Below are 14,908 nucleotides of genomic sequence, written 5' to 3' on the forward strand. Positions count from 1 at the left end.
CTCACCGCTTTCGACCGAGAAGATCGAACCGCCGATAGAGCCAAACAACACTGCTCTACCTGCTCCTTCCGGGCTTCGATGAACTGAAGCCCAACACCTTCGAAACCTACTTAACTCATTGAATCTCAAGGAGTTTTCCGTTTCGACTGCGCCGGAAGTGGGGCGAATTATAGACTTCCAGAATCTGCCGTCAACCCCTAATTTCGCTTTTCTATCAATAAGTTGCGCAACACGGGCAAACCCGCTGCGTTTGCCCTTTAAAACCCTCCTCTATATAGAAGAAGAGAAGACTCAAAGAACTCCTGCCTCTCTGAACGCCGCCACCGCCGCTTCGTCCAGCCCCAACACTCGCTGCAACACCTCCAGCGTATGCTCCCCTAATAAAGGAGGCGCATTGCGATATTCCACCGGTGTCTCGGAGAGTCGAATCGGACTGGCCACCTGCGGCACGCTACCAGCCAGTACGTGAGGCAACTCAATCGCCAATCCACGCGCCTTCACCTGAGGATCGGCAAACACCTGGGCAAGATCGTTGATTGGCCCACACGGCACACCCGCCTGCTCCAACTGAGCCACCCACTCGGCTGTGGTCTTGAACACCGTCGCCTGGCGGATCAACGGAATCAACACCGCTCGATTCGCCACCCGCAACTTGTTCGTGGCAAAACGCGGGTCATCAGCCCACTGCGGCTGACCGGCAACCTCAGCGAACTTTCGGAACTGGCCGTCATTACCCACCGTAAGGATGAAATCGCCATCGGCCGTAGGAAAATCCTGATAAGGCACGATGTTCGGATGAGCATTGCCCAGCCGCTTCGGCGCATTGCCCGTGGTCAGGTAATTCATCGCCTGATTGGCCAGGCAGGCAACCTGGACATCCAGCAAGGCCATATCGATGTGCTGCCCGCCGCCGGCATGATCACGATGCGCCAGCGCCGCCAAAATAGCAGCAGTCGAATACAGCCCCGTGAGGATATCCGTCAGCGCGACCCCCACCTTCACCGGCCCCGCACCCTCATCGCCCTCAGGGCGGCCGGTCAGGCTCATCAACCCACCCAACCCCTGAATCATGAAGTCATACCCGGCGCGCTTGGCATAAGGGCCGGTCTGGCCAAACCCGGTGATCGAGCAATAGATCAATTGCGGATTGATCGCCTTTAACGACTCGTAATCCAGGCCATAAGCCGCCAGCCCGCCAACCTTGAAGTTTTCGATCAGGATATCGGACTTGGCCGCCAGCTCTCGCACCAGCCGCTGCCCCTCTGGACGCGTGAAATCGATAGTCAGCGACTGCTTGTTGCGATTGGCCGACAGATAATATGCAGCCTCGGTCGTGTTCTCGCCTCGGGCATCCTTCAGGAAAGGCGGCCCCCAGGCGCGCGTATCGTCACCGTTGCCGGGACGCTCGACCTTGATGACATCTGCCCCAAGGTCCGCCAGGATCTGCCCGGCCCACGGCCCGGCCAGGACCCTCGATAAATCCAATACCCGCAGATGCGAAAGCGCGCCCATGAACGTTCCCCTATTAATAGAACGCCTGGATACCGGTTTGCGCACGCCCCAGGATCAGCGCATGAACGTCGTGCGTGCCTTCGTAGGTGTTTACGACTTCCAGGTTCACGAGATGACGAGCGATGCCGAACTCATCGGAAATACCGTTGCCGCCCAGCATGTCCCGTGCCATGCGAGCGATATCCAGGGATTTGCCGCAGGAGTTGCGCTTCATGATCGAGGTGATCTCGACCGCCGCCGTTCCCTCATCTTTCATACGTCCAAGACGCAGGCATCCCTGCAAGGCCAACGTGATTTCGGTCTGCATGTCGGCCAGCTTCTTCTGGATCAACTGATTGGCAGCCAGCGGACGCCCAAACTGCTGGCGGTCCAGCGTGTACTGGCGAGCGGTATGCCAGCAGAACTCAGCCGCCCCCAAGGCGCCCCAGGAGATGCCATAACGCGCCGAGTTCAGGCAAGTGAACGGGCCCTTCAGGCCGCGGACATCCGGGAAGATGTTTTCTTCCGGAACGAATACGTTGTCCATCACGATCTCGCCAGTGATGGAGGCGCGCAGGCCGACCTTGCCATGAATAGCTGGCGCACTCAGGCCCTTCCAGCCCTTCTCGAGCACGAAGCCGCGGATATCGCCAGCGTCGTCCTTACCCCAGACAACAAAGACGTCGGCGATCGGACTGTTAGTGATCCACATTTTGCTACCCGTCAGGCTGTAGCCGCCTTCCACTTTGCGCGCACGAGTAATCATCGCGCCTGGGTCGGAACCATGGTTCGGCTCGGTCAGGCCAAAGCAACCGATCCACTCACCAGACGCCAGCTTCGGCAGATACTTCTGTTTTTGCGCCTCGGTACCGAATTCATTGATCGGCACCATGACCAGCGAGGACTGCACGCTCATCATCGAGCGATAACCGGAATCGACGCGCTCGACTTCACGAGCGATCAGGCCATAGCTGACGTAGTTCAGCCCACTGCCGCCGTACTGCTCAGGAATGGTCGCCCCCAGCAGGCCCACTTCACCCATCTCGCGGAAAATCGCCGGGTCGGTCTTCTCATGACGGAACGCTTCCAGCACCCGCGGCGCGAGCTTCTGCTGGGCGAACTGCTCAGCAGTGTCGCGGATCATGCGTTCTTCTTCGGTGAGTTGCTGATCCAGCAACAATGGATCGATCCAGTTGAAGCTCGCTTTACCGGCCATGAAAGAGTCCTCGCCAATTAAATGAAAATCGTGGATTGATCCTAGGCGCGCTTTCCTACAAGGGCAAACGAGGATTGCGCACTATCTTGTGCTAATTTCTCACTCCGTAAACGCCATGAACCCCGTTTATGCTGATATTGAGTGAGGCTTGCGTACATGCGCCGTAAAATCCCCAGCACTACCGCCCTGATCAGTTTCGAGGCTGCAGCACGTCATGAGAGCTTCACCAAGGCGGCGCACGAGCTTTCCCTTACCCAAGGCGCTATCTGTCGACAGATCGCCAGCCTGGAAGACTTCCTCAGCGTGGAGCTTTTCCGACGCTCACGCCGAGGCGTCAAACTGACCGAAGCCGGCCTTTCCTACAGCCGTCGAGTTGCCACCCAACTGGATGCGGTCGAGCGCGATGCTCTTTCAGTGATGGGACACACCGGTGCGAACGTGATCGAACTGGCGGTGGTTCCAACCTTCGGCACTCAATGGCTGCTACCACGCCTCAAGGATTTCCAGCAGCAGCATCCAGAAGTCACCGTCAACCTGACCAACCGCACACGACCCTTCCTCTTTGCGGACACAGAGTTTGACGCCGCCATCTATTTTGGTGACGCGGACTGGTCCGGTACCGAATCCCACAAACTGATGGGTGAAAATCCTATGCCGGTATGCAGCCCTACCTTACTGGGAGACCGGACGAGCCTGACACCAGAGACCATCGCCGAATTGCCCTTGCTCCAGCAGACCACTCGCCCGTATGCGTGGCGCCAATGGTTCAACGCCCAGAACCTGAACATTGCACGGGACCTGACAGGCCCGCGTTATGAACTATTCTCCATGCTTGCCCAGGCAGCCATGCACGACATGGGCATTGCGCTGATTCCGCCCTTCTTGATTCAGCGCGAGCTGGCAGAGAAACGACTGGTCGTGGCCAACCGTAGCGCGCTATCGAGCATCAAGGCCTATTACCTGATGATTCCAGAGCGAAAGGTCGAATCCGCCTCTCTTCGAGCTTTTCGCGATTGGCTCGTGAAACAAGCAAGCAACTATCACCTTGATTAATAAAGAAAAAGTCAAAACAGACTTAGGTAGTAAACTAACAGAAGACGCTACAGATATAAGTTTATGTCGCATTCAGTCAATCTGTTATGAAGTCGGTGCAGTAGTCTCCAAAGCGTTGAAATTCATGGCTTTGAGCCATATTGCGCAGCGCATCAGGGCCTATTCATCTGGCCGATGGGGAAAATTGTCAATTTGAACCTGAATCCTTGGAAAGCACGGCCTACAAGGGATGCCGATCGATTATTGCGACATTCGGTCACAGGGTGACTTGTAGTTAATTTTCCGTCACCCGTCATAATCCCTTGAAGGGCTGAATTTTCGCCTGCAAAATGCCGCGCCCCGCCTGGTTTGGCGGGATCGTGCTGATCGGCCGCCCCAGCCGCACCATCCGAAGTGCCTGGGTTTACTCAATAAGATCACGCAGGAGATTTGACGTGCACATTGGTGTTCCCCTCGAAACCCAAACGGGTGAAACACGGGTTGCTGCTACCCCGGAAACCATCAAGAAGCTGATCGGCCAAGGCCATAAAGTCACTGTTCAAAGCGGCGCCGGTATCAAGGCCAGCGTTATCGACAGTGCCTATGAGGCAGCGGGCGCAACCATTGGCAACGCCAGTGATGCATTCGGGGCCGAGCTGATCCTCAAGGTGGTCGCCCCCAGCGACAGCGAACTGGCGCTGATCAAGAGCGGCACCGTTCTGGTGGGCATGCTCAATCCGTTCAACAACGAAACCATCGCCAAGCTGGCCGAACGCGGTATTACCGCTTTTGCCCTAGAGGCTGCGCCACGCACCTCCCGCGCCCAGAGCCTGGATGTGCTGTCGTCTCAAGCGAACATTGCCGGCTATAAAGCCGTGCTGCTGGCCGCCCACTATTACCCGCGCTTCATGCCGATGCTGATGACCGCCGCAGGCACCGTGAAAGCGGCGCGCGTGCTGATTCTTGGCGCTGGCGTGGCCGGGTTGCAGGCGATTGCCACGGCCAAGCGACTGGGTGCGGTGATCGAAGCCTCGGATGTGCGTCCGGCGGTCAAGGAACAAATCGAATCCCTTGGCGCCAAGTTCGTCGACGTGCCTTACGAAACCGACGAAGAGCGTGAATGCGCCGTCGGCGTCGGCGGTTACGCCCGGCCAATGCCGGCCAGCTGGATGCAGCGCCAGGCCCAGGCTGTGCACGAACGCGCCAAACAGGCTGACATCGTTATCACCACTGCGTTGATTCCGGGCCGCAAGGCACCGACGCTGCTGAGCGCCGAAACCGTCGCGCAGATGAAACCTGGCTCGGTGGTCATCGACCTCGCGGCAGCCCAGGGCGGTAACTGCCCGCTGACCGTGGCCGACCAGGTCGTGATCGAGAATGGCGTGACCATTTGCGGTCCGACCAACCTGGCCGGTGAAGTCGCGGCCGATGCTTCGGCGCTGTATGCCCGCAACCTGCTGGACTTCCTGAAGCTGGTCTTCACCAAGGAAGGTCAGTTCGACGTGAACCTGGAAGACGACATCGTCGCCGCGTGCCTGATGTGCCGCGACGGCCAAGTCATCCGCAAAAACGCCTAAGCAGGGATTCAGACAATGGAAGAGCTTATCTCCCCCGGTATCTACAACCTGATCATCTTTGTGCTGGCGATTTATGTCGGTTACCACGTGGTCTGGAACGTAACACCCGCGCTGCACACACCACTGATGGCGGTGACCAATGCCATTTCGGCGATCGTGATCGTCGGCGCCATGCTCGCCGCCGCGCTGACCGTAACGCCACTGGGCAAGACCATGGGCACCCTCGCCGTGGCCCTGGCCGCGGTGAACGTGTTCGGTGGCTTCCTGGTGACGCGCCGCATGCTTGAGATGTTCAAGAAAAAAGCCCCGAAAGCCGTAAAAGAAGAGGCGCCCAAGTAATGAGCATGAACCTGGTAACGACGCTCTACCTGATCGCGTCGATCTGCTTCATCCAGGCCCTCAAAGGCCTGTCGCACCCCACTACCTCTCGCCGTGGCAACCTGTTCGGCATGCTCGGCATGGCGCTGGCGGTGCTCACCACTGTGGGCCTCATCTATAAGCTGGGCGCTGAGCTAGCGACAGCCGGCATAGGCTACGTCATCGTCGGCCTGCTGATCGGCGGCACCGCCGGCTCGATCATGGCCAAGCGCGTCGAGATGACCAAGATGCCGGAGCTGGTGGCATTCATGCACAGCATGATCGGCCTGGCGGCGGTGTTCATTGCGATTGCCGCAGTGGTCGAGCCGCAATCGCTGGGTATCGTCAAACAATTGGGCGATTCGATTCCGGCCGGTAACCGTCTGGAGCTGTTCCTCGGCGCAGCCATCGGTGCAATTACCTTTTCCGGTTCGGTGATCGCTTTCGGCAAGCTGTCGGGCAAGTACAAGTTCCGTCTGTTCCAGGGCGCACCGGTACAGTTCGGCGGCCAGCACAAACTCAACCTGATCCTGGGCCTGGCAACGCTGGGCCTGGGCCTGACCTTCATGTTCACTGGCAACCTCGGCGCGTTCGCCCTGATGCTGGCCCTGGCTTTTGTACTGGGCGTGCTGATCATCATCCCGATCGGCGGCGCGGACATGCCGGTGGTGGTCTCGATGCTCAACAGTTATTCCGGTTGGGCCGCGGCGGGTATTGGCTTCTCGCTGAATAACTCGATGCTGATCATTGCCGGTTCGTTGGTAGGTTCCAGTGGTGCGATCCTGTCGTACATCATGTGCAAGGCGATGAACCGTTCGTTCTTCAACGTGTTGCTCGGCGGTTTCGGCAACACCGCAGATGCGGCCGGCCCGGCAGGCTCCAAAGAAGCCCGTCCAGTGAAATCCGGCTCGGCTGACGACGCAACTTTCCTGCTGACCAACGCCGACACGGTGATCATTGTTCCAGGCTATGGCCTGGCGGTGGCACGGGCGCAGCACGCGCTGAAAGAGCTGACCGAGAAGCTGACCCACCACGGTGTGACCGTTAAATACGCGATCCACCCGGTGGCCGGTCGCATGCCCGGGCACATGAACGTGCTACTGGCCGAGGCCGAAGTGCCTTACGACCAGGTGTTCGAGATGGAAGACATCAACTCCGAGTTCGGCCAGGCCGACGTGGTGCTGGTGCTCGGCGCCAACGACGTGGTCAACCCGGCGGCGAAGAACGATCCGAAGTCGCCGATTGCCGGCATGCCGATCCTCGAAGCCTTCAAGGCCAAGACCATCATCGTCAACAAGCGCTCGATGGCCAGCGGCTATGCCGGCCTGGACAACGAACTGTTCTATCTCGACAAGACCATGATGGTGTTCGGTGACGCCAAGAAGGTCATCGAGGACATGGTCAAAGCGGTGGAATAACACTCACGGCTTCGCCATCAACGCCCCGACTTGTCGGGGCGTTTTGATTTGTATCAAGGCCGAACGTTACCGATCCGGTAATAATGTTTTGCCTGAAACACCCGTAATAGAGGCGTCAAATGCGACCTTTGTAGCGGGTCGGGCACAGCGCGAATTCACTAGACTGCGCATCTTGCTTTCCAGCCCGAGATAACAACCTATGTACCGTGATCGCATCCGCCTGCCTTCGTTATTGAATAAAGTGATGAGTGCTGCCGAAGCAGCCTTGTTGATTCAGGACGGCATGACCGTCGGCATGAGCGGCTTTACCCGCGCCGGAGAAGCGAAAGCAGTGCCCCACGCCCTGGCTGAGCGCGCCAAGGTCACCCCGCTGAAAATCAGCCTGATGACGGGTGCGAGCCTGGGTAACGACCTCGACAAGGAACTCACTGAGGCCGGCGTGCTGGCGCGACGCATGCCATTCCAGGTCGACAGCACGTTGCGCAAGGCAATCAACGCGGGCGAGGTGATGTTCATCGACCAGCATCTCTCGGAAACCGTCGAACAACTGCGCAACGGCCAGCTCAAGCTGCCCGATATTGCCGTGATCGAAGCAGTGGCCATCACCGAACAAGGGCATATCGTACCGACCACATCAGTGGGTAACTCGGCCAGTTTCGCCATCTTCGCCCGGCAAGTGATCATCGAGATCAACCTGGCCCACAACCCGAACCTGGAAGGGCTGCACGACATCTACATCCCGACCTATCGCCCGACCCGCACCCCAATCCCCCTGGTAAAAGTGGACGACCGTATTGGCAGCCCTGCCATCCCGATCCCGCCGGAAAAAATTGCCGCCATCGTCATCACCAACCAAGGGGATTCGCCTTCGACCGTCGCGCCACCGGACAGCGACACCCAGGCCATCGCCGATCACCTGATCGACTTCTTCAAGCAGGAAGTTGCGGCCGGACGCATGACCAACAAGCTCGGGCCGTTGCAGGCCGGAATTGGCAACATCGCCAACGCCGTGATGTGCGGGCTGATCGATTCTCCGTTCGAAGACCTGACCATGTATTCCGAGGTCCTGCAGGATTCGACATTTGACTTGATCGACGCTGGCAAGCTGAGCTTCGCCTCGGGCAGTTCTATCACGCTGTCGAGCCGACGCAACACCGATGTGTTCGGAAACCTGGAAAGGTATAAGGACAAACTGGTCCTGCGCCCACAGGAAATCTCCAACCATCCCGAGGTCGTACGTCGCCTGGGCATCATCGGTATCAACACCGCGCTGGAGTTCGACCTGTACGGCAACGTCAACTCCACCCATGTCTGTGGCACTCGGATGATGAATGGCATCGGCGGTTCGGGGGATTTCGCCCGCAACGCCCACCTGGCGATTTTCGTCACCAAGTCGATTGCCAAGGGCGGCGCCATTTCCAGTGTCGTGCCGATGGTCAGCCATGTGGACCATACCGAGCACGATGTCGACATCCTGGTGACCGAGATTGGCCTGGCCGACCTGCGCGGCCTGGCGCCAAGGGAGCGGGCACGCGTGGTGATCGACAACTGCGTGCACCCATCCTACCGCCAAGCGTTGAATGAATATTTCGAAGCAGCGTGCGCCCTGGGTGGGCATACCCCGCATATCCTGCGCGATGCACTGAGCTGGCACGTGAACCTCGAAGAAACCGGGCGCATGTTGGCCATCTGATACAGCTGGATCACCGGTTGTCGCAAATACAGTTTTGATTGAAGGCCGTCACTCGAGCCTGACGCGACAAAAACTGTACTGCTGTACCGGTGTTTTCTTACAGTCTTTTCCCACAAAACATCAGACATTTGCCAAAAACGCACCAATGCAGTGCAGACAAGTACAGTTGCCTCAATATCGACCAGTACACCGCTCTTTAACAGTTAACTGGTCTCTCACAATACAGATGAACTGTATCTAGAGAGACTGGCCAAACGAGAGGATCATGGGCACCAGCTAAACCACTACCTAATCCCGCCACAAGCGGAAGGATGTCAACCATGGAACGTACACTCAGTTCCGAGCTGTTTTTCGAAGACAAAGCTGAAAAAAACCAGGCTTCCCTGCCTCTTCGCGTTATCGCTAACCTGATGTTGTGGCAGCGCCGCATCGCCAGCCGCCACCAACTGGCTCGTCTGGATTCGCGCCTGCTGGCTGACGCCGGTATCAGCGAAGCACAACGTTACGAAGAGCTGAGCAAGCCGTTCTGGCGCTAACTCAGCGTCGCTGGCCCTGACCCACCGGGTCCACCGCCAGCACCGAATTGAACAAACAAGACCCGTCGCGGGAAACCGCGACGGGTCTTGTCGTTTCCGGGACCGTATTTTGGCAAGACCGCAGAGATACAACAGTTTCATAAAAATAAAAGAAGACCAGTACAGTTAATCTTGAGCCATAGCACCAATGTGAGCATCATCGTGCCAATGGCTCTCGCAAGGGCTGTCACCCAACGCGTTCTGTCCTAATATCGATGCAAACGTGGCGAAGCGAGTCGAGCATGCGTCTGCTCTTTCAGCTACAAGCACCGGCATCACCTCATTATTCAAGGAGTCTCACCATGAACCGTCTTCGCCTGCTCAGCGCAGTTGCCCTGCTGGCCGTAGCCGCCCACTCCAATGCCAGCAGCTTTATCGTCACCACTGACTCCATCGTTGGCGCACTCAAGGCCACGTCCGACGTGACTTCCGATGCAACTTCATCATTGCGGGACAACAAGATCGTTCAAGCCGCCCGAGATGACGCTGCCAGCTTCGTGGCCAGCGAAGGCGCCATCCGTGGTGTGAAGCTGGAAAGCGCTTTGGATTACATCCGCCAGCAAGCACCACAGCTCAACGCTACCGATGCGCAGCTGGCCCAAGCCATCCTGGTGATCTGATGCAACATGAAACATCGGGCGCCAAATGATGTTCCGATGTTTCAACGCTGGCTCTGGCCCGCAGGTTTGCGCTAGCCTTCAGGCTCGCCATCAATCGTCGAGCCCCATGCGTTCTTACTCAGATCTGTTCTTAGCGTCTTTCTTCGTAGCTTTTTGCTGGTCAGTTCCGGCCCATGCCTTCGATGTGTCCACCCAGCAAGTGGTGGTCAGCGGCTATGCCACGAGCATGGTGACCTCCGCGCCCTTCGACCATAAACTGATCGTCGCCGCTCACGATGACGCTGCGGCCTTCATCGCCAGCGACGGGCAGTTGCGAGGTGCACAACTGGAATCGGCCCTGGATTACCTGCGCCGGACCCAGCCAAAACTTCACGTCAGCGACCTTGAACTGGCACAGGCAATTCTCGTCCAATAGTTATCTCTATTTCTCCGGAGTCGTTCCATGCGTAGCCCGCTGATTGCTGCCGCCCTAGGCCTGCTGGTGTTGGCCGATGTGGCCCAGGCACACACCCTGGTAGCCACCAGTAACATCATCGTTCGCGCTTCCCAGCGCACGATTGACTTCACTTCCGACACCACCACTTCCATCCGTGATTCAAAAATCGTCCGCGAAGCCCATGACGATGCGGCCAGTTTTGTCGCCAGCAATGGGGAGATTCGTGGTGCTCATCTCGAGGCCGCCTTCGATACCTTGCGCACCCGCGTGCCGGAAGCCCGCGACGCCAGTGACCAGGTTCTCGCCGAAGCCATCCTCGCATTGTGAGGCGGTTCGCCGCCTGGCTGGCGGCCGGGGTCTTGCTGCTCACGGGCAGCATGGCCCAGGCTGGCCTGCAACTGCACCTCAACACCGAGGGACTGAGCCCGGCGCAACAGCAGGCCAGCCAGGCGCTGCTCGATGAAGCCATGCAGGCGCTGCCGCCACGCTTCATCGAGCGGCTGGACCGACGCATCGATGTCGGCTGGACCGACCAGATGCCCGCCAACGCCTACGGCCAGGCCTCGCTGGTGTCGCAACTGGACCTCAATAGCGACCTGCTCGACGGCCTTGTCGACGGCAGCGCCGCGACGCAAAAGACTCATCGCCCCCACGGCACCGTACGACGGGAAATGCTCGCCACGGTCCTGCACGAACTGACCCACATTTATGACCGCTCGCGTCTATGGCCAGATGCCGAACGTACGCTGATCCAGCGCTGCACTCGACGCAACAGCAGCGCCGGGCTCATCGGTCTTCCCGATGAATGCCGGGGCCAGAACGACCGCCGTTTCACCCTCAGCGATGATCCGCGCTTGCTGGATCTGGCCGGCTGGCCGCAATACGTTGGCCGACGCGGTGAACGGGAACAGCACAACCGCCAGGTCGCCCGCAGCCCGGACATCTACGAAACGAGCAGCCCCAAGGAATTTGTCGCGGTCAATATGGAGTACTTTCTCCTCGACCCGAGCTACGCCTGCCGACGCCCCGCCCTGTATCGCTACTACCAGGAACACTTCGGCTGGGCGCCCGCCGCCAAGGACACCTGCGCCAAATCGTTCGCGTTCCTCAACGCCGGCAACGACTTCGCCAAGACGCCACTGGGCAAGGTCGATCCAGAGCGAGTCTATTCCATTGATTACCTGCTGGCCGAAGCCAATCAGAACTGGGTGAGCCGCTGGGGCCACAGCATGCTCCGGCTGGTGATCTGCGCACCGGGTCGCCCACGTGGCCCGGACTGCCGCCTGGATCTGGACCAACACCTGGTACTGTCATACCGCGCCTTCGTGAGCGATGTGCAGCTATCGAGTTGGGATGGGTTGGTAGGCAAATACCCGTCGCGCCTGTTCGTATTGCCGTTGGCCCAGGTGATCGATGAATACACCAAGACCGAGCTGCGCAGCCTGGCATCGGTGCCGCTGAACCTGTCGCGCACTGAGATCGAGGAGACGGTCGAGCACGCCGCCGAAATGCATTGGAGCTATGACGGCAACTATTACTTCCTGTCCAACAACTGCGCCGTTGAAAGCTTGAAGCTGCTGCGCAGCGGCAGCAATAACGAGCAGCTCAAGGGCCTGGACAGCATCATGCCTAACGGCTTGTTGGAAGTACTCAAAGGCCGCGGCCTGGCGGACACCAGCGTGCTGGATGATCCCAAGGAAGCCTTGCGCCTGGGCTACCGCTTCGACTCATTCCGCGATCGGTACCAGGCGATGTTCGATGTGCTGAAGAAGTATCTGCCGATCAAGCAACAAACGGTGGAAGACTGGCTGGCCCTGGACGCCGCCGAACGCCGCGTCTGGTTCGAACAGGCCGACCTGCGCACCAGCGCAGCGTTATTGCTGCTGGAACAGGCCAGTTATCGTCGGCAACTGCTGTTGGCGCAGGATGAAGTCAAACAGCGCTACCTCGGTGCCCGTGAATTGCACAATGGCGGCATGGAAAGGGCCAACGCGACACTGCAGCAGATCCTCGCCAACAGCGGTTTCCTGAGCCGCCCGGCCGAACTGCTGGGCAGCAGCGGTTACGGCTTGCCGCAACCGCGCGAGTGGCAACGCCTGGAATCGCAAAGCAGCTTGCGTCAGAAACAGCTTCAAACGCTGACTGGCGACCTGGACAAGGAAGTCCGGGCATTGCTTGAGCCGAGTCGCGCCGCTGAAATTGCTGCGAGCGAGGCCAATGTGAAAGCGATCGGCGAGCATTTGCGCAAGCTGCACAAAGCCGGGGGCGGATTGGAGTTGCCTTGATACCATTGTGGCGAGGGAGCTTGATCCCGCTGGGTCCGTAGGAGCTGACGAGCGAAGCGAGGCTGCGATCTTTTCACTGCCAATTGAGTCTGGAGCGAAAGATAAAAAAATCGCAGGCTTAGCCAGCTCCTACAAAGCCGAACCAGGCATCAGCCCAGACGCGCCTTGCGCACACCATCAGCCAGGGCGGCACACAAGCTCAACACGCCATCAATCGCCTGTTCCGATGTATCGGCATTGGCGATATGGTCGATCAGCGCCGAGCCAACCACCACTCCATCAGCCAATCGTGCGATGGCCGCCGCCTGCTCCGGCGTACGGATACCGAAACCAATGCTGATCGGCAAATCGGTGTGGCGACGCAGGCGTGCCACGGCTTCTTCCACGTGCTCCAGTGTCGCGGCACCGGCACCGGTCACACCCGCCACCGACACGTAGTACACAAAGCCCGAACTGCCGTTGAGCACCGTCGGCAAACGCACGTCGTCTGTGGTTGGCGTGGTCAGGCGGATAAAATCCAGGCCGGCTGCCTGGGCCGGTTCGCACAGTTCGCTGTTGTGCTCGGGCGGCATGTCCACAACGATCAGGCCATCGACACCAGATTCCAGCGCCTCGCCGATGAAACGCTGCACGCCATAACGGTGGATCGGGTTGAAGTACCCCATCAGCACCAGCGGTGTCTCGCTGTTGTCCTTGCGGAACTCACGAACCATCTGCAGGGTTTTCGCCAGGTTCTGCTGGGCGCCCAAGGCACGAATATTCGCCAATTGGATCGCCGGGCCGTCGGCCATCGGATCGGTGAACGGCATGCCCAACTCGATCACGTCGGCACCGGCCGCTGGCAGGCCCTTGAGGATTGCCAGGGAGGTGTCGTAGTCCGGGTCGCCAGCCGTGACAAAAGTCACCAGGGCGGCGCGGTTCTGTTCCTTGAGTTCGGCAAAACGGGTTTGCAGGCGGCTCATCAGTGTTTCTCCTGCTGGGACTGTTCCATGTGGTGCATCACGGTTTGCATGTCTTTGTCGCCACGGCCGGACAGGTTGACCACCATCAGGTGATCTTTCGGCAGGTTGGGTGCGCGTTTGAACACTTCCGCCAGGGCATGGGCGCTTTCCAATGCAGGAATGATCCCTTCCAGGCGGCAGCATTTGTGAAAGGCTTCCAGAGCTTCGGCGTCGGTCACCGAGGTGTACTGGACGCGACCAATATCGTGCAACCAGGCGTGTTCCGGACCGATGCCGGGGTAGTCGAGACCCGCCGAAATCGAATGGGCGTCGATGATCTGACCGTCATCGTCCTGCAACAGGAAGGTGCGGTTGCCGTGCAGTACACCGGGGACGCCGCCGTTCAGGCTCGCCGCATGCTTACCGGTCTCGATGCCATAACCGGCGGCTTCGACGCCGATGATCTCGACGCTCTTGTCGTCCAGGAACGGGTGGAACAGGCCCATGGCGTTGGAGCCGCCGCCGATGCACGCCACCAGGCTGTCCGGCAGGCGACCTTCCTGGGCTTGCAGTTGCTCGCGGGTTTCCTTGCCGATCACGGCTTGGAAGTCGCGCACCATCGCCGGATACGGATGCGGGCCAGCCACAGTGCCGATCAGGTAGAACGTGCTGTCGACGTTGGTGACCCAGTCGCGCAGGGCCTCGTTCATTGCATCTTTCAGGGTACCGGTGCCCGCGACCACCGGGATAACTTCGGCGCCCAGCAGTTTCATGCGGAACACGTTGGCCTGCTGCCGCTCAATGTCGGTAGTGCCCATGTAGATCACGCAATCGAGGCCAAAACGCGCGGCCACGGTGGCGGTGGCCACGCCGTGCATGCCAGCGCCGGTCTCGGCGATGATGCGTTTCTTGCCCATGCGCCGCGCCAACAGGATCTGGCCGATGCAGTTATTGATCTTGTGCGCGCCGGTGTGGTTCAGCTCTTCACGCTTGAGGTAGATCTTGGCGCCGCCGCAGTATTCGGTCAGGCGCTCGGCGAAGTACAGCGGGCTCGGACGACCGACATAGTCACGCTGGAAGTAGGCCAATTCCTCAATGAATGCCGGATCTTCCTTCGCCAATTCGTATTCGCGAGCCAGATCGAGGATCAGCGGCATCAGGGTTTCGGCCACATAGCGGCCGCCGAACGCACCGAACAGGCCGTTGGCATCGGGGCCGCTGCGCAGGTTTAAAGGGGTCGTAGACTGGGTCATCGGGCGCTCCAGGC

General features: G+C 59.2%; 14 protein-coding genes. 10 read left to right on the plus strand and 4 right to left on the minus strand.

Annotated elements, in window-relative coordinates:
• Window positions 1-291 precede the first annotated feature (291 nt).
• Together AC09SL_RS10490 and AC09SL_RS10495 are read right to left on the minus strand one after the other, a co-directional pair.
• Window positions 292-1,512: a CaiB/BaiF CoA transferase family protein gene (locus AC09SL_RS10490; RefSeq protein ID WP_058545472.1), complete on the minus strand. Its 1,221-nt coding sequence runs from the start codon at window positions 1,510-1,512 to the stop codon at window positions 292-294.
• 13 nt (window positions 1,513-1,525) lie between these two features.
• Window positions 1,526-2,707, minus strand: a complete 1,182-nt coding sequence (locus AC09SL_RS10495) for an acyl-CoA dehydrogenase (protein ID WP_014335919.1) — start codon at window positions 2,705-2,707, stop codon at window positions 1,526-1,528.
• Between the two features lie 156 nt (window positions 2,708-2,863).
• Between AC09SL_RS10495 and AC09SL_RS10500 the strand changes: the two genes are divergently transcribed.
• The 10 genes from AC09SL_RS10500 (at window position 2,864) to AC09SL_RS10545 (ending at window position 12,700) form a co-directional block, all read left to right on the plus strand.
• Complete coding sequence (locus AC09SL_RS10500) at window positions 2,864-3,760, plus strand: LysR family transcriptional regulator (protein WP_058545471.1); 897 nt, start codon at window positions 2,864-2,866, stop codon at window positions 3,758-3,760.
• A gap of 434 nt (window positions 3,761-4,194) precedes the next feature.
• The gene (locus AC09SL_RS10505) at window positions 4,195-5,316 is read left to right on the plus strand and encodes a Re/Si-specific NAD(P)(+) transhydrogenase subunit alpha (RefSeq protein WP_064106847.1); all 1,122 of its coding nucleotides are present in this window, start codon (window positions 4,195-4,197) and stop codon (window positions 5,314-5,316) included.
• Window positions 5,317-5,331: 15 nt separating this feature from the next.
• Window positions 5,332-5,655 (plus strand): NAD(P) transhydrogenase subunit alpha part 2, encoded by a 324-nt coding sequence (locus AC09SL_RS10510; protein WP_003187010.1) that lies wholly within the window; start codon window positions 5,332-5,334, stop codon window positions 5,653-5,655.
• Complete coding sequence (locus AC09SL_RS10515; RefSeq protein ID WP_030139190.1) at window positions 5,655-7,091, plus strand: NAD(P)(+) transhydrogenase (Re/Si-specific) subunit beta; 1,437 nt, start codon at window positions 5,655-5,657, stop codon at window positions 7,089-7,091. Before AC09SL_RS10510 ends, AC09SL_RS10515 begins: the two co-directional genes overlap by 1 nt.
• A 199-nt stretch (window positions 7,092-7,290) precedes the next feature.
• Window positions 7,291-8,784, plus strand: a complete 1,494-nt coding sequence (locus AC09SL_RS10520; RefSeq protein WP_058544927.1) for an acetyl-CoA hydrolase/transferase family protein — start codon at window positions 7,291-7,293, stop codon at window positions 8,782-8,784.
• Between the two features lie 320 nt (window positions 8,785-9,104).
• Entirely contained in the window at window positions 9,105-9,320 is a 216-nt protein-coding gene (locus tag AC09SL_RS10525) for a DUF1127 domain-containing protein (RefSeq protein WP_003187014.1), read from the plus strand.
• 341 nt (window positions 9,321-9,661) lie between these two features.
• Window positions 9,662-9,979, plus strand: coding sequence for a DUF2388 domain-containing protein (locus tag AC09SL_RS10530; protein WP_058544928.1), 318 nt, complete (start codon window positions 9,662-9,664; stop codon window positions 9,977-9,979).
• Between the two features lie 106 nt (window positions 9,980-10,085).
• Window positions 10,086-10,394, plus strand: a complete 309-nt coding sequence (locus AC09SL_RS10535) for a DUF2388 domain-containing protein (protein WP_058544929.1) — start codon at window positions 10,086-10,088, stop codon at window positions 10,392-10,394.
• Window positions 10,395-10,421: 27 nt separating this feature from the next.
• Window positions 10,422-10,742 (plus strand): DUF2388 domain-containing protein, encoded by a 321-nt coding sequence (locus tag AC09SL_RS10540; protein ID WP_003187020.1) that lies wholly within the window; start codon window positions 10,422-10,424, stop codon window positions 10,740-10,742.
• Window positions 10,739-12,700, plus strand: a complete 1,962-nt coding sequence (locus AC09SL_RS10545) for a DUF7844 domain-containing protein (protein ID WP_058544930.1) — start codon at window positions 10,739-10,741, stop codon at window positions 12,698-12,700. The genes AC09SL_RS10540 and AC09SL_RS10545 overlap by 4 nt, the downstream gene beginning before the upstream one ends.
• 149 nt (window positions 12,701-12,849) lie before the next feature.
• Here the strand turns inward: AC09SL_RS10545 and trpA are convergent, their stop codons facing one another.
• Window positions 12,850-13,662, minus strand: coding sequence for a tryptophan synthase subunit alpha (gene trpA / locus AC09SL_RS10550; RefSeq protein ID WP_058544931.1), 813 nt, complete (start codon window positions 13,660-13,662; stop codon window positions 12,850-12,852).
• The gene (trpB, locus tag AC09SL_RS10555) at window positions 13,662-14,894 is read right to left on the minus strand and encodes a tryptophan synthase subunit beta (RefSeq protein WP_058544932.1); all 1,233 of its coding nucleotides are present in this window, start codon (window positions 14,892-14,894) and stop codon (window positions 13,662-13,664) included. The genes trpA and trpB overlap by 1 nt, the downstream gene beginning before the upstream one ends.
• Window positions 14,895-14,908 lie beyond the last annotated feature (14 nt).

It is taken from the genome of Pseudomonas sp. PF05, assembly GCF_056521845.1.

Bases quoted from the DNA above. Each gene is read 5' to 3' on its own strand.
- AC09SL_RS10490 (WP_058545472.1), bottom strand. From the start codon at position 1,512: ATGGGCGCGCTTTCGCATCTGCGGGTATTGGATTTATCGAGGGTCCTG.
- AC09SL_RS10495 (WP_014335919.1), bottom strand. From the start codon at position 2,707: ATGGCCGGTAAAGCGAGCTTCAACTGGATCGATCCATTGTTGCTGGAT.
- AC09SL_RS10500 (WP_058545471.1), top strand. From the start codon at position 2,864: ATGCGCCGTAAAATCCCCAGCACTACCGCCCTGATCAGTTTCGAGGCT.
- AC09SL_RS10510 (WP_003187010.1), top strand. From the start codon at position 5,332: ATGGAAGAGCTTATCTCCCCCGGTATCTACAACCTGATCATCTTTGTG.
- AC09SL_RS10515 (WP_030139190.1), top strand. From the start codon at position 5,655: ATGAGCATGAACCTGGTAACGACGCTCTACCTGATCGCGTCGATCTGC.
- AC09SL_RS10520 (WP_058544927.1), top strand. From the start codon at position 7,291: ATGTACCGTGATCGCATCCGCCTGCCTTCGTTATTGAATAAAGTGATG.
- AC09SL_RS10525 (WP_003187014.1), top strand. From the start codon at position 9,105: ATGGAACGTACACTCAGTTCCGAGCTGTTTTTCGAAGACAAAGCTGAA.
- AC09SL_RS10530 (WP_058544928.1), top strand. From the start codon at position 9,662: ATGAACCGTCTTCGCCTGCTCAGCGCAGTTGCCCTGCTGGCCGTAGCC.
- AC09SL_RS10535 (WP_058544929.1), top strand. From the start codon at position 10,086: ATGCGTTCTTACTCAGATCTGTTCTTAGCGTCTTTCTTCGTAGCTTTT.
- AC09SL_RS10540 (WP_003187020.1), top strand. From the start codon at position 10,422: ATGCGTAGCCCGCTGATTGCTGCCGCCCTAGGCCTGCTGGTGTTGGCC.
- trpA (WP_058544931.1), bottom strand. From the start codon at position 13,662: ATGAGCCGCCTGCAAACCCGTTTTGCCGAACTCAAGGAACAGAACCGC.
- trpB (WP_058544932.1), bottom strand. From the start codon at position 14,894: ATGACCCAGTCTACGACCCCTTTAAACCTGCGCAGCGGCCCCGATGCC.